Origin of the sequence: Propioniciclava sp., from assembly GCF_047602245.1 — a bacterium.
GTDB lineage: Bacteria > Actinomycetota > Actinomycetes > Propionibacteriales > Propionibacteriaceae > Propioniciclava.
The window spans coordinates 973,288-986,956 of record NZ_JASGHT010000001.1 but is presented as its reverse complement, the minus strand read 5'-3'; the positions used below and the strand labels follow the sequence as shown (position 1 = coordinate 986,956).

The following is a 13,669-nucleotide window of genomic DNA, read 5'->3' as shown; positions in this document are numbered from 1 at the left end:
AAGACCCGCCGCGGGTGGTGGACTCCTAGGCTGACGCCGGCTACGACAAGGCAGCACCGACGAGAGGAATGGCCATGTCCAGTAAGAGTTCGCCCCCGGTGGAGCCGGTCGACAAGACGGTCACCAACCGGCGCGTCCTGATCGGCTCGCTGTCGGGCAGTGCCATCGAGTGGTATGACTTCCTGCTGTACGCGTCCGTGGCGCCGATCATCTTCAACAAGCAGTTCTTCGGGGTGGACGACCCGTTCCTGGCGTTGATGCTGGCCTACTTCGGCAACCTGCTCACCTTCGTGGTCCGCCCGTTCGGCGGCGCGATCTTCGCCCACATCGGCGACCGCGTGGGCCGCAAGGGAACCCTGGTGGCGACGCTGACCATCATGGGTCTGGGCACGGTCGCGATCGGCCTGCTGCCCACCTACGCCCAGATCGGCATGGCGGCGCCAGTGCTGCTGTACACCGCACGCGTCATCCAGGGCTTGGCCATCGGCGGTGAGTGGGGCGGTGCGCTGCTGCTCGCCTACGAGTACGCGCCCAAGAACCGGCGTGGCTTCTTCGGCTCCATCCCGCAGATCGGTGTCACCGTCGGCCTGCTGATGGGTAACGGCGCCGTGCTGCTGGCCAATCTCCTGCCCGCAGACCAGTTCGAGGCGTGGGGCTGGCGCATCCCGTTCGTCGCATCGATCGTGCTGGTGTTCATCGGCCTGTGGATCCGCAAGGGTCTCGACGAGACCCCCGCGTTCCGGGCCATGAAGAAGACCGACAAGGTCGAGAAGATCCCGCTGGTCACCGCCTTCACCAAGCACTGGCGGGCCGTGCTGGTCGCGGTCGGCACCAAGGCCGCGGAGACCGCACCGTTCTACATCTTCGTCACCTTCATCATCAGCTACGCCATCGGCGAACCGCTCAACTACAGCCGCGGTGACGCGTTGAGCGCCGTGCTGTGGGGCGCCCTGGTCGCCAGCATCGTGGTTCCGCTCTTCGGCCGCTGGTCCGACACGACGGGGCGGCGTCCGATGTACATGACCGGCGTGGCCGTACTCGGCGTGGTCGGCTTCGTCTACTTCATGCTGGTCGAGACCGGCGAGGTGCCGCTGCTGATCCTCGCGTCCGTTCTCGGCCTCGGCCTCGCCTGGGCGCCGGTGACCGCCACGCTGGGCACGATGATGTCGGAGACGTTCAGCGCCGAGGTGCGCTACACGGGCGTCACGCTGGGCTACCAGATCGGGTCGGCGCTGTTCTCGGGCACCGCCCCGATGATCGCCGTCGCGCTGGTGAAGGCCTACAACGGCAGCTGGGTGCCGGTGTCCATCTACATGGCGGTGATCTGCGCGATCTCGTTCGTCTCCGCCTACTTCGCCAAGTACATCGCCATCGTCGAGGACCATGCCGACGAGCTCGCCTGAATGGATCGGCGCCGGCGAGATCCTGCGACGGGTCTCGCCGGACGCTGCCCGCCAGCTGCTGCGCCAGGCACTGGCCGACGGGTTCGATCCGGCCACCGACCCGCCGCGTTCGGGGCCGCGTGCGGGGGCCGGCCAACTCCTGATCATGCCGTCCGCGCTCGATGACGCCGTCGGGGTCAAGGTGCTGTCGGTGGCCCCGGACAATCCTGCCCGCGGATTGCCGCGGATCCAGGCCTGGTACGTGCTGATGGATGCTGCCACGCTGACCCCCTCGGTGCTCCTGGACGGGGTCGCGCTCACCTCGCTGCGCACGCCTGGCATGTCGATGGTCGGGGCGGACGCTCTCGCGCCCGCCGAGATCGACCATGTGCTGATCCTCGGCAGTGGACCGCAGGCGATCGCGCATGCCGAAGCCCTGCTCGCGATCCGCCGGCCCCGGCGCTGCCTGGTCCACTCACCGACCGCGGCGAAGGCCGAGGCGGCGGCGTCCGCGATTGCCGCGCTCGGCCTGCCCGCCACGGCGATCGCCAGCGCCGCGGTGCCCGGCGTGGTGGCGGACGCCGACCTGATCCTGTGCTGCACCTCGGCCGCCACACCCCTGTTCGACGGCTCGCTGGTCAGCGAGGGAGCCTGCGTGGTCGCGATCGGCTCGCACGAGCCCGACCGGCGCGAACTCGACGGCAGCCTGATGGGCCGCGCCCAGGTGGTGGTCGAGGACGCCGGCACCGCGCTCCGCGAGGCGGGCGACGTGGTGATGGCGATCGAGGAGGGCGCGCTCGCGGCATCCGGTCTGGTCACGATCCGGCAGATCGTGACCGGCGAGGTGAGGCCGGCCACCGATCGCCCGCGGGTGTTCAAGACGGTGGGGATGTCCTGGCAGGACCTGGTGATCGCGTCGGCCGCCGCGCATCCCCGGGCGTGACCGGCGCGTCGTCCTTAGTCAGAGCGTCCTTCACAGTCGGCGAAAGATCTCTCTTAAATTCGTCCGGCTTTCGCGTCATCATCGGCGGCCTGGTGGGTCTTCATGGATAGGCGACCTTCGGGGGAGGGTCGTACTGCAGGCAGTGTGGCTGGGAGGCCGATGTCGTAGGAGTGACGCACTCGGGGGAGGGGCGTCCGGGGAGGGGCATCGAAGGACAAGGCTTGTAGCAGGCGGTACGCCTCGTTGGCCCGGAGTGACTCAACTCCGGGCCAACGTCATGTCCGGCCCCTTCATCGTGGGCTGGGGAGAGCGCCTTGACTACGGGATTCGCAGCATCGGAAAAAAATCCAGAAAAACTGGGGAGGTTCGCGTCATCATCCACTCCCTGGCGGGTCTTGTTGAGTAGGCGGCCTTGGGGAGAGGGTCGTACTGCAGGCAGCGTGGTCGGGAGGCCGATGCCACATGGAGTGACGTACTCGGGGGAGGGCGTCAGGGGACGTGGCATCGAATGGGCAAGGCCTGCAGGGGACAGTACGCCTCGTGGGCCCGGAGTTGGCAGGACTCCGGGCCCACGTTTTTGCGTCCGAGATGTTCCCCCAGGCTGGACGGCGCGGCCGCCGATCGTGAGGATGGGCGGGTGCGGCACATCTCCGACGACCAGCGCAGGATCAGACTGGCCCGGCGCCACGGCGTCCACCCCGGCCATCGCCACCCGGACGCCGAGACCGCGACCCGGGCCATGGTCGTCCTGCATGCCACCGAGGCGCCCTCGGTGCACCTGTCGCTGGCGGCCCGCGTCGACCCGATCACGATCGACGACGTGGAAACGGCGCTCTACGGCGAACGGACCCTGGTGAAACAGCTCGCCATGCGGCGCACGCTGTTCGCGTTCCCGCGCGAGTTGATGCCGGCCACGCTGGCCAGCGCGAGCGCCCGCGTCGCCGAGGCGCAGCTTCGCCGGATCGCCTCGGTCGCGGTGCAGGCGGGCGTCACCACCGACGGCGTCCGGTGGGTGGAGGACGCGCTGCTCGCGGTCCTCGACGAGTTCGGCAGCGGTGCGGAACTCGACACGGCCGCCGTCCGCGAACGGGTTCCGGTCGCGGCCACCAAGCTGGTCTGGGGGTCGGGGCGCTGGGCTCAGGAGCAGTTCGTCGGCGGGCATCTGCTGTTGCTGCTCGGCGCGCGCGGCGTCCTGGTGCGCGGCCCGAACAACGGTCATTGGCGCATCGCCAGGCCCAGTTGGACGCCGATGCGCAGTTGGCTGGGCGAGGAGGTCGCGACCCTCGATGAGGCGTCCGGCTACGCCGAACTCGTGCGCCGCTGGCTGTGGGCGTTCGGGCCCGGCACCGAGACCGACCTGGTCTGGTGGCTGGGCTCGACCAAGACCGCCGCGCGGCGGGCGCTGGCCGCGGTGGACGCTGTGCCGGTCTCGCTCGATTCGGGCGACACCGGCTGGGTGCTGCCCGGGGATGACCTGCCTGAGCCCGAGGTGGCGCCGTGGGCGGCGCTGCTGCCCGCGCTCGATCCGACCACGATGGGCTGGAAGCAGCGTGACCACTACCTTGACCCGGACGACGTGCCGTACCTGTTCGACAGCGTCGGCAACGGCGGTCCGACCGCGTGGTGGAACGGCCGCATCGTCGGTAGCTGGACGCAGGATCCGGACGCCCGGGTCCGGCTGGTGCTGCGGTCGGATCCAGGTGCTCAGGCGCGAGATGCACTCCAGGCAGAGGCCGAGCGGCTGACCACGTTCTTCGCCGGCGACATCGTGAACTCGGTGTACGCCGCGCGGCAGGTGCGCGGCGAGCGCCTGCCGTAGGCGTCCGATGAGCGGCACCGGGACGGGGGAGGGCTGGGCCTTCTTTTTTGTCGGAGGCGGCCCTTACGCTCGGGTTCACCCGCAGCCGACCGCGGGCGTCCGACGAGAGGAGCCGCACATGCAGCGGATCGTTCCCACTATCTGGTTCGACCACAACGCGGCCGAAGCCGCCGCGTTCTACGCCTCGGCCTTCCGCGACGCGCGCGTGATCGAGACGCAGCATTATCCCGCCGAGGGACTGCTCGACTTCCAGGCCGAGATGGCCGGTGAGGTGCTCACGGTCGTGTTCGAGATCGGCGGCTACCGGATGATGGGCATCAACGCGGGCCCGGAGTTCCGTCCCAACCCGTCGGTGTCGTTCTTCGTCAACTTCGATCCCTCGGTCGATCCGGACGCCCGCGCCCACCTCGACGAGCTCTGGGCGAAACTCGGCGACGGCGGCCAGGCCCTGATGCCGCTGCAGGACTACCCGCACAGCCCGCGCTACGGCTGGATCGAGGACCGCTACGGCGTCAGCTGGCAGCTCATGCTCACCAATCCCGACGGCGACCCGCGTCCGTTCATCATCCCGAGCATCATGTTTGGGCACACAGTGCAGGGCCGCGCGAAGGAGGCGATCGACTTCTACACCTCGGTCTTCGACGGACGCCCCGGCGTCTTCGTGCCCTATCCGCCGCAGATGGGCCCGGTGGCCGGCCAGGTGATGTTCGCCGACTTCCAGCTGCTCGGCCAGTGGTTCACCACCATGGACGCCGCCGGCCAGGACTTCACCTTCACCTGCGGCGTCTCGCTGATGGTCGAATGCCACGGTCAAGACGAGCTCGACCACTACTGGAGCCGGCTCAGCGCCGTCCCCGAAGCCGAAGCCTGCGGCTGGTGCGCCGACAAGTTCGGCCTGTCGTGGCAGCTGGTCCCCGCCGACCTCGGCGAGTTGATGGCCAAGCCGGACTCCTACGCCAAGCTGATGGGCATGAAGAAGATCGACATCGCCGCCTTCGGCTGACCTCGAACGCTACTTGACTACGGGGGACGCACCGATGTCGCTATGTCTTAATCATAAGGACATCGGCTCGTCCGGCCCGGATGCCGCAATGATCGAGACATGGAGACATCGGATCGTGCAGGCGGGGTGCTCGACGGCGGGCGTCCGGTGGGGGAGAGTGGAGGCATGGCTCCGATCAACCGCGGGCTCGCGTCCCTGGCGCGGCGGCTGCATGCGCTTCCGGGGGACGAACACCGGGTCACCTCGGCGCTGGGCGTCTGGCTGTTGCTCGCCCTGATCGCCCGCGCCGCCGACGACCGGCAGCCGCTGCCCGCGCTGGACGAGGCGCTCGGCATGCCCCGCGCGGACGCGGTCGCGCTGGCGGACGCCCTGATGCGGCAGGGGCATCCCGCGGTGAAGGACGCCTACGCGGCCTGGGCGCGCGCCGATCTGCTCGATGGGCCGCTCGGCGCCTTCCTGCGTGCCCTTCCCGCCCAGGTCGAGCGCGGAGCGCTGCCCAGCCAGGCCGAAGCGGACGCCTGGGCTTCCCGCTCGACCGGCGGGCTGATCCCGAAATATCCGGTCTCGTTGCACCCCGGCACCTGGATCACCCTCGCCAGCGCGCTTGCGACCCAGGTCGACTGGACTACTGCGTTCGACCTGGCTTCCTCCGACGTGCTCGGCCCCGGACCGTTCGCCCGCTCGGTCAAGCGGGTGCTCTCGGCCGAACCCGGTCTCGGCCATCGCGCCTGGATCGCCGGCACCGCGGGTCTCACGGTGGCCGAGGCGAGTTCGGGATCCGTCGCGACCGGCAAGAACGCCGACGTCACCGGGACCGGCAAGAACGCCGGCGTCGCCGGGGTCGGTGTGAATGCTGGCGTCGCCGGGGTCGGTGTGAATGCTGGCGTCGCCGGGGTCGGCATGAACGCCGGCATCACCGGGATCGGCCCGGTCGCGGTGCACGTCGCCGAGAGTGAGCACCTCGAAGTGTGGTCGGTGAGCGCGGCACCCGAGGTGCCACCGGCCGTCGTGCTCGATGTCGCCCATGCGCTGGCGGGCGGGCCGCTCAGCCGGCTGGCGCTGGCCGATCTGCCGTTGGGCGAGGGGCACTCGTGGACGCTGACCGAGAAGACCGGATTCGGTGAGGACCGCATCGAGCGCGTCCATCTACCGGCGTGGGAGGCTCGCAACGACCTCGGTCTCAGCGGCGATCCGGCGTTCGGTGACGCCGGCCAACTCCTCGCCTCGCTGCTTGGCCGGCGCGAGTTCGCCTTGGACGCCGCCCAATCGGCGATGGCGCGCTACCACCAGCACGGTTTCGAGGCCGCCGCCGTGACCGGCGTCGCGATGCGCGCCTCCGCGTTCGTTCCCGAGCGGCGCCGCGTCCGGCTCGCCACGCTACGGTTCGCTCACCCCTACGCGGTCGTGGCGATGACCACCCCGCATGCGGACGCCGGCGCCTGGGCGGGGATTCCGGTCTTCTCCGCCTGGGTCGCACATCCCCAGGAGCCACCGCGCTCACGCCGGGGACGAGGCCGTCGAAACTGACCCAGGCCCGAGCCATGCCGCGCAGCGCGTCCGGTGGGCGAACTGCCGGGAATGTCACACAAATCGGGCCCCCGACGGCCGCGGCGTCCGATTCCTGTGACGTTCTCGGCATTCGTGGGCAGGGCGGACCGAGCCACCGCGCCCTCCCGCGTCAGGGGCGGCCCATCTATCGCGGACGCATGTTGTGGCAGTCGCCATCGTGTCTTCATGCGTCAGGGTCGGCCCCAGTAGTCGTCGGGTCGCTGCGTCTCCCCTCGCCGGGACGCCCGTGAGGTGACGATGTCGCGGACGATCGCCACGAACTCGTCCGTATGGTGCAGCACCAGGTCGGAGGGGACCCGGATGACTTCCCATCCGAGGCGTTGCAGGCGACGATCGCGCATGGTGTCGCGGGCGCGTGCGTCGTATGAGCCGTGGTGGGCGACCGAGTCGAGTTCGATGATCAGGGAGAGGTCGTAGAAGACCAGATCGCCGTAGCCGACCCGCTGATCGTGGGTGGCGTAGATCGCACGGTTGGCCCGCCAGCCGGTCACGCCGGCGGCACGAAGCTGCTCGTGGGCGAGGCGTTCCAGCTTTGACCAAGGCCGGTCGCGGACAGACTCCACCACGGGTCTCAGTGCCGCGAACCCGCGGCGTTTGCCGCTGTAGGCGAGGGCCTGTTTGAGCTTGGCCGGATCGACGCCCCGGCGCAGGGCGTCGTCGATGCGATCGTCGCCGAACTCGGCGGCGAGATCGAGCGCGGTGAGCGGGAACGTCGTGACCGGGATGCCGTCGACCCTCTTGATGAACGCACGGTCGATCACGCGGCGTTCGAACGCGAATCCGGCTTGCGGACGCCGCTGGCGTGGGCATGCGACGGTCACGGCGTCCGGGGTCGCGAAGCCGTCCCAACCACCGATGATCGCGGCGGACACTCCCGTGATCACCGCATCGGGATCGGCGACGGACGCCGCGCGGGCACGTAGGCGGACGTCGCCGGCGTCGTCTGCGGTGACATAGACGCCGGGGAGCAAGCGGACGAGTTCACCTCGGCGTGCCGCATGCTCGATGACGTGGATCAGGTGCGGGTACGCGTCGCGGGTGACGACGCCGCGTCCGTCGGCGAGCGCCTGGGTCAGTGGGGTGCGCATCACGCCAGTGAACCGGACGCCCCCGGCCTCGGCCAGGTGCTTGGCGCGATTGGGGGATAACTTCGCGGTTGTCCACAGCCCCGGCCTGTGCGCGTGCGCCGCCACACGGCCGTACTGCCGATATCGATGTGGACGCCGCCCCGGCCTGCGTGTGGGGGCCGCCAAGTGCCAGAAACGTCACAGGAATCTGCCACCGGGGCGCTCAGCGCCAAGATTCGTGTGACATTCACGGCAGGCACGGCAGGCACGGCAGGTACGGCAGGCACGGCAGGCACGGCAGGCACGGCAGGCACGGCAGGCACGGCAGGCACGGCAGGTGCGGCGGTGATGGCGGAGGTGGAGGCGGTTCGCGCCGAGCGTCGTTCGGCGTAGCTGCGGCAGTGACGGGGCTACGGCCGTGACGGGGGTCTCAAGTGCCGGAAACGTCACAGGAATCTGCCACTGGGGCGCTCAGCGCTCAGATTCGTGTGACATTCCCGGCAGCTACGACAGCTACGGCAGCTACGGCAGCTACGGCAGCTACGGCAGTGATGGCGGAGGTGAAGGTGGCTCGTGCCGCGTCGTTGGGCGCAGCTGTGGCGGTGGCGGCGGCTACGGCGGTGATGGCGGAGGTGGAGGCGGTTCGCGCCGAGCGTCGTTCGGCGTAGTTGCGGCAGTGACGGGGCTACGGCCGTGACGGGGGTCGTCAAGTGCCGGAAACGTCACAGGAATCGGACCCCGAGGCGCTCAGCGTCCAGATTCGTGTGACATTCCCGGCAGTGATGGCGGAGGTGAAGGTGGCTCGTGCCGAGCGTCGTTCAGCGTAGCGGCGGCGGTGATGGGGACTGCGGCGGTGATTGGGGCTGCGGCAGTGACGGGGCTCAGCGCTCAGGCGCGTGAACGCAGGACGCCGCGGATCTGGCGGTAGGCGTCCTCGTCGAAGGCCATCAGGATGGCGGTCTCGACCTGGGTCGGGGTGGCGGCGATGGTGTCGACGGCGGCTGCGATCGCGTCTTGGCGCGGCCAGCCGTAGGTTCCTGCGCTGATCAGCGGGAACGCGACGGTGCGGGCGCCGAGTTCGTCGGCGACCTCGAGCACGCGCCGGTAGCAGGATTCGAGCAGCGAGCGATCACGCTCGCCGGCGGCATGATTGGGCCCGACCGTGTGGATCACCCACTGGGCCGGCATATTGCCGGCGGTGGTCCAGCCCGCATCTCCGGTAGCCAGGCCGTCGGGGAAGCGCGCGACGCAGTCGGCGAGCACGGCCGGGCCGCCCGCCCGGTGGATCGCACCGTCGACACCACCGCCCCCGCGCATCGCGTTGTTCGCCGCGTTGACGACCGCGTCGACGTTCTGTTTGGTGATGTCGCCCTGCACCACGGTGATGTTCGGCATAGGTCTATTCTGCGCCCGGCGTTCACCTGCCCGCCATCTGTTCATGGCAAAGGGCGGCCTGTGGAGTGTGCCAAAGTAGGCGAGGTCCGGTGGCGATGAGCCAGTACTGGTCGATGAGGCGCCCCGAGCCTGGCAGCGGCATTGATCAGACGAGGAAGACAACCGGCATGACTCACCACCCGGCGCCCACGAGCGCGCCATCAGCCCCCGTGAAACCTGACGCTTACGCCTGGAAGGCGATCGGAGCGTCCATCGTCGGATACGCCATGGACGGATTCGACCTTCTCATCCTGGGTTTCGCGCTTCCGGCGATCACGGCCGAGTTCGGCCTGAGCCCGGTGCAGGCGGGCTCGCTGGCCACCATCACCCTGGTGGGTGCGGTGCTCGGCGGCTTCGTCGGCGGCATCGCGTCGGACTACATCGGCCGCGTCCGGGTGCTCACCTACTCGATCGTGGTGTTCGCGGTGTTCACCGGCCTGACCGGCCTGGCGCCCGACTTCGTGTCGCTGGCGATCTTCCGGTTCATCGCCGGCATCGGCCTGGGTGCGGAGTTCGGCGTCGGTATGACGCTGGCCGCCGAGGCGTGGCCGGCCAGGATGCGCGCCCGCGCCACCAGCTATGTGGCGCTCGGCTGGCAGCTGGGCGTCCTGCTCGCCGCCGTGGTGTCGGCGGTCGCGATCCCGCTGATCGGCTGGCGCGGACTGTTCCTGATCGGCGTGTTGCCCGCGATCGTCGCCGCGTTCGTCCGCCACGGTGTCGATGAGCCGGAACTGTTCAAGAAGAAGATCGCCGCGCGCACCGGCAAGCGCCAAGGACCGTCCCCGCTGGCGATGCTGTTCAGCACCCCGCAGGCGTTCAAGTCGTCGATCGCGATGATCACCCTGACCAGCGTGCAGAACTTCGGCTACTACGGCGTGATGATCTGGCTGCCCAGCTACCTGGCCACCCGCTACGAGATGAGTCTCACCCAGTCGGCGGTGTGGACGGGTGTCACGATCGTCGGCATGGCCGCCGGCATCTGGGTGTTCGGCGCTCTCGCCGACCGGTACGGACGCCGCCCGATCCTGATCATCTTCCAGGTCGGCGCGGTGGCCAGCGTGCTCGGCTACAGCCAGCTCAGCGACCCGACCGCCCTGCTGATCGGCGGCGCGGTGATGGGCGTCTTCGTCAACGGCATGATGGGCGGCTACGGCGCCCTGATGGCCGAGCTGTACCCGACCCAGGCGCGCGCCACCGCGCAGAACGTGCTGTTCAACATCGGACGCGGCGTCGGCGGCTTCGGCCCGATCGTGGTCGGCGCGGCGGCGCTGGCGCTCGGATTCCCGGGCGCGATCGCGCTGCTGGCCGCGATCTACCTGCTCGACATCGTCGTCACCGTGTTCCTGATCGAGGAGCGCAAGGGCGCCGAATTGCAGTGATCCAGGGGCGCCGGTCACCTGGCCGGCGCCTCAGCCCTCGGCGTCCCTCACCAGCAATGCCAAACGGACCCGGTTGGTGTCGCCGATCTTGGCGAACACCCGGGTGAGGTGGGTTTTCACCGTCGCCTCGGAGCAGAACAGCTGCGCGCCGATCTCGGCGTTCGACAGCCCCTCCGCGACGCCACGGGCCACCTCCTGCTCGCGCGGGCTGAGCCGGTCGAGCGCCTCGCGGGCGTCGTCGCGGCGCCGGTCGCGGCCCGAGTCGGCGAAGTGCTCGATGAGCGCGCGGGTGTGTGACGGGCTGAGCATCGCGTCGCCGGCAGCGACGACGCGCACCGCCTCGATCAGGTCGCGGGGCGGGGTGTCCTTGAGCAGGAACCCGCTCGCGCCGGCCTCAATGGCCGCGAACACGTGCTCGTCGAGCTGGAAGGTGGTCAGCACCAGCACCCGCACGCCGGGGTGGTCCGCGAGCCGCCGGGTGGCCTCGATGCCGTCGACTTTCGGCATCCGGATGTCCATCACGACGACGTCGGGGTGCTCGCGCGCGACCAGGGCGGGCACGTCGGCGCCGTCCTCGGCCTCGCCGACCACGATCAGGTCGTCGGCGGAGGAGAAGATCGTGGTGAGCACGGCGCGCACCAGGGCGTCGTCGTCGACGATGGCGACACGGATCATGAGTCCTCCCAGGGCAGGTGGGCGTGCAGTTCGAAGCGGCCGCGGGTGGCGCGGGCCTCGAAGGCGCCGCCGAGCAGTTGGACGCGGTTGCGCAGCGAGTCGAGCCCGGTGCCGGCGCCGCGCTCGCCGCCAGGCCCGAGCTGGTTGCTGATGGTCACCTCGACGCCGTCGCCCGGACGGCCGGACAGCGCGATGTCGACGGCCACCCCCGGCGCGTGCCGGTGCGCGTTGGTGAGGCCCTCCTGCACGAGGGTGTACAGCACCCGCCCCAGCGAGGCCGGCAGCCGGGCGCCGTGCTCGTCGATCTCGTGCAGGAAGCCGACGGTGGCACCGGCGCTCCGGCTCGCCTCGACCAGCTGCGGGATCGCGGCCAGGCCGGGGGCCGGGTCGCGGCGATCGTCCTCACCGAGGGCCCGGACCACCGCGCGCAGGTCGGCCAGTCCGGTCCGGGCGGTCACCCTGATCGCCTCGGCGGATGCCGCCACCTCCGGGTCCTTCGCGCTCATCTCGAGGGCGCCCGCCTGCATGGTGAGCAGGGCGAGCACGTGCCCGAGCGAGTCGTGCATATCCCGGGCGATCCGCTCCCGCTCGTTCTGCGCGGCCTGGCGCGAGGCGAGTTCCCGGTCGAGTTCGGCGCGCACGGCGCGCTCGGCGACGGACGCCTCGAGCCGGCGGTGCGCCTGGACGTAGCGGCCGACCAGGGTGGGGGCCAGGCCGAAGACGAAAAAGCCGAGCAGGGCGAACGCCAGCACCTCGGCGGTGGGCGGGCTCCCGGACGCGTCGCGCAGGGTCAGCTGGACGGCGGCGACCGCGCCCCCGGCGGCGGCGACCACCCAGACCAGCGGCCCGGTGCGGCGCACCGCCAGGCTGATCATGCCGACCAGGAAGACCGACGTCGTCCCAGCAAGGGTCGCCAGGATGCCGAGGATCGCGAGCGCGTAGGGGAACCGGACCCGCAGCAGGACGGCGGCGATCACGCAGGGCGCCAGCACCAGCTGCAGCGCCCACTGCCAGTGCTGCATGAACTGGGGAAGGTTGTTGACGTAGAGGACGCCGATCGCCGCCAGGTAGAGCAGCGGGGACACCCACCGCACCGTGCTCGGCGCCTGGGGGCCTGCGGCGGTGGTGGTCGTCATGGCGACGACCCTACCCAGCGGCACCGACAAGATGACCAGATGTGAGCAAGACATGATCGAAAAGATCATGAAAGCGCTTGACAAGTTGCTCAGGTTCGATCATCTTTGGGGTAGCCGCTCCCGATCGGGGTGGACCAGCTCTTGAGAGGATCAACGATGACCGCATCAATCAAAGCCGTCCTGCTGGGCGACGCCATGATTCCTTCCCCGGGCTTCGAGCAGGCCTGGCGCAAGCATCTGGGCGCCTTCGGCGAGCCGCTGGTCGTGGGCGAATGGGAGCCCGACTGGAGCAAGCTGCAGTACCGCCGCCTCGAGGTCGAGAAGACCGGACCCGAGCACGAGACCGTGCCGGACCAGATCGTCGCCGACGGCGCCGACGGCGAACTGCTCGCCGGCCTGTTCGTGCCCGTCTCCAGCAAGGTGATGGACGCCATGCCCAACCTGCGCGTCGTGGGCGTGTCCCGCGCCGGCGTCGAGAACGTGAACGTGGCCGAGGCGACCTCGCGCGGCATCGCGGTCTTCCACGTGATGGGCCGCAATGCGCACGCCGTCTCCGACTTCGCCATCGGCATGATGCTGGCCGAGGCCCGCAACATCGGTCGCGCGCACCACGCCATCAAGACCGGTGAATGGCGCAAGACCTTCTCCAACTCGGCGATCGTGCCCGAGATCTCCGGCCGTACCATCGGCCTGGTCGGCTTCGGCTACATCGGCTCGCTGGTCGCCAAGAAGCTGTCCGGCTTCGACGTCCGCGTCCTGGTCTACGACCCCTACACCGCCGCCGAGGTGCTCACCGAGGCCGGCGTCGAGCCCGCCTCTCTGGAGACGGTGCTCAGCGAGTCCGACATCGTGTCGCTGCACGCCCGCCTCAGCGACGACAACAAGGGCATGATCGGTGCGGAGCAGATCGCGCTGATGAAGCCGACCGCGATCCTGGTCAACACCGCCCGCGCCGGCCTGATCGACGAGCCCGCCCTGGCCGAGGCCCTGCGCGAGAACAAGATCGCCGGCGCCGCCCTCGACGTGTTCAGCACCGAGCCGATCCCCGCCGACCACCCGTTCCTGGACCTGGACAACGTGACGCTGACCACCCACTTGGCCGGCACCACCGCGGATGCCCTGGCGAACTCCCCGTTCCTGTTGATGGCCGACATCGCCGCGCTGCTCACCGGCGGCAAGCCCCGCTTCCTGAAGAACCCCGAAGTGCTGCAGGATCCCCGCTTCGCCGCGTGGCTCGAGTCGGTCAAGCAGGGCTGAGGCGA

Annotated in this window: 11 protein-coding genes; 7 read left to right on the top strand and 4 right to left on the bottom strand. The window is 69.9% G+C overall.

The window, feature by feature from the left end:
- Positions 1–74 precede the first annotated feature (74 nt).
- The 5 genes from QM708_RS04870 (at position 75) to QM708_RS04850 (ending at position 6,674) form a co-directional block, all read left to right on the top strand.
- Positions 75–1,403: an MFS transporter gene (locus QM708_RS04870; RefSeq protein ID WP_415104932.1), complete on the top strand. Its 1,329-nt coding sequence runs from the start codon at positions 75–77 to the stop codon at positions 1,401–1,403.
- Positions 1,384–2,325: an ornithine cyclodeaminase family protein gene (locus tag QM708_RS04865; protein ID WP_415104930.1), complete on the top strand. Its 942-nt coding sequence runs from the start codon at positions 1,384–1,386 to the stop codon at positions 2,323–2,325. The genes QM708_RS04870 and QM708_RS04865 overlap by 20 nt, the downstream gene beginning before the upstream one ends.
- A gap of 637 nt (positions 2,326–2,962) precedes the next feature.
- Positions 2,963–4,144, top strand: a complete 1,182-nt coding sequence (locus QM708_RS04860; RefSeq protein ID WP_415104928.1) for a winged helix DNA-binding domain-containing protein — start codon at positions 2,963–2,965, stop codon at positions 4,142–4,144.
- A 118-nt stretch (positions 4,145–4,262) separates the two neighbouring features.
- A complete protein-coding gene (locus QM708_RS04855; RefSeq protein ID WP_415104926.1) occupies positions 4,263–5,147 on the top strand; it encodes a VOC family protein in 885 nt (294 codons plus the stop codon).
- A 99-nt stretch (positions 5,148–5,246) separates the two neighbouring features.
- Positions 5,247–6,674: a hypothetical protein gene (locus QM708_RS04850; RefSeq protein WP_415104924.1), complete on the top strand. Its 1,428-nt coding sequence runs from the start codon at positions 5,247–5,249 to the stop codon at positions 6,672–6,674.
- Positions 6,675–6,886: 212 nt separating this feature from the next.
- Here the strand turns inward: QM708_RS04850 and QM708_RS04845 are convergent, their stop codons facing one another.
- Together QM708_RS04845 and QM708_RS04840 are read right to left on the bottom strand one after the other, a co-directional pair.
- Positions 6,887–7,804 (bottom strand): DUF559 domain-containing protein, encoded by a 918-nt coding sequence (locus QM708_RS04845; protein WP_415104922.1) that lies wholly within the window; start codon positions 7,802–7,804, stop codon positions 6,887–6,889.
- 867 nt (positions 7,805–8,671) lie between these two features.
- Positions 8,672–9,178 carry an O-acetyl-ADP-ribose deacetylase gene (locus QM708_RS04840; protein ID WP_415104920.1) on the bottom strand — a complete coding sequence of 169 codons (507 nt, stop codon included), beginning with the start codon at positions 9,176–9,178 and terminating at the stop codon, positions 8,672–8,674.
- Between the two features lie 209 nt (positions 9,179–9,387).
- Between QM708_RS04840 and QM708_RS04835 the strand changes: the two genes are divergently transcribed.
- The gene (locus QM708_RS04835; RefSeq protein WP_415104918.1) at positions 9,388–10,596 is read left to right on the top strand and encodes an MFS transporter; all 1,209 of its coding nucleotides are present in this window, start codon (positions 9,388–9,390) and stop codon (positions 10,594–10,596) included.
- A gap of 30 nt (positions 10,597–10,626) precedes the next feature.
- On the opposite strand, the gene QM708_RS04830 is transcribed toward QM708_RS04835, so the two are convergent.
- Together QM708_RS04830 and QM708_RS04825 are read right to left on the bottom strand one after the other, a co-directional pair.
- A complete protein-coding gene (locus QM708_RS04830) occupies positions 10,627–11,271 on the bottom strand; it encodes a response regulator transcription factor (protein WP_415104916.1) in 645 nt (214 codons plus the stop codon).
- Positions 11,268–12,407 (bottom strand): sensor histidine kinase, encoded by a 1,140-nt coding sequence (locus QM708_RS04825; protein WP_415104914.1) that lies wholly within the window; start codon positions 12,405–12,407, stop codon positions 11,268–11,270. Before QM708_RS04825 ends, QM708_RS04830 begins: the two co-directional genes overlap by 4 nt.
- 156 nt (positions 12,408–12,563) lie before the next feature.
- Between QM708_RS04825 and QM708_RS04820 the strand changes: the two genes are divergently transcribed.
- Positions 12,564–13,664 (top strand): 2-hydroxyacid dehydrogenase, encoded by a 1,101-nt coding sequence (locus tag QM708_RS04820; RefSeq protein WP_415104912.1) that lies wholly within the window; start codon positions 12,564–12,566, stop codon positions 13,662–13,664.
- The last annotated feature ends 5 nt before the right edge of the window (positions 13,665–13,669 follow it).

Coding starts and splice junctions, on each gene's coding strand:
- QM708_RS04870 (WP_415104932.1), top strand. CDS start 75: ATGTCCAGTAAGAGTTCGCCCCCGGTGGAGCCGGTCGACAAGACGGTC.
- QM708_RS04865 (WP_415104930.1), top strand. CDS start 1,384: ATGCCGACGAGCTCGCCTGAATGGATCGGCGCCGGCGAGATCCTGCGA.
- QM708_RS04855 (WP_415104926.1), top strand. CDS start 4,263: ATGCAGCGGATCGTTCCCACTATCTGGTTCGACCACAACGCGGCCGAA.
- QM708_RS04850 (WP_415104924.1), top strand. CDS start 5,247: ATGGAGACATCGGATCGTGCAGGCGGGGTGCTCGACGGCGGGCGTCCG.
- QM708_RS04845 (WP_415104922.1), bottom strand. CDS start 7,804: ATGCGCACCCCACTGACCCAGGCGCTCGCCGACGGACGCGGCGTCGTC.
- QM708_RS04840 (WP_415104920.1), bottom strand. CDS start 9,178: ATGCCGAACATCACCGTGGTGCAGGGCGACATCACCAAACAGAACGTC.
- QM708_RS04830 (WP_415104916.1), bottom strand. CDS start 11,271: ATGATCCGTGTCGCCATCGTCGACGACGACGCCCTGGTGCGCGCCGTG.
- QM708_RS04825 (WP_415104914.1), bottom strand. CDS start 12,407: ATGACGACCACCACCGCCGCAGGCCCCCAGGCGCCGAGCACGGTGCGG.
- QM708_RS04820 (WP_415104912.1), top strand. CDS start 12,564: ATGACCGCATCAATCAAAGCCGTCCTGCTGGGCGACGCCATGATTCCT.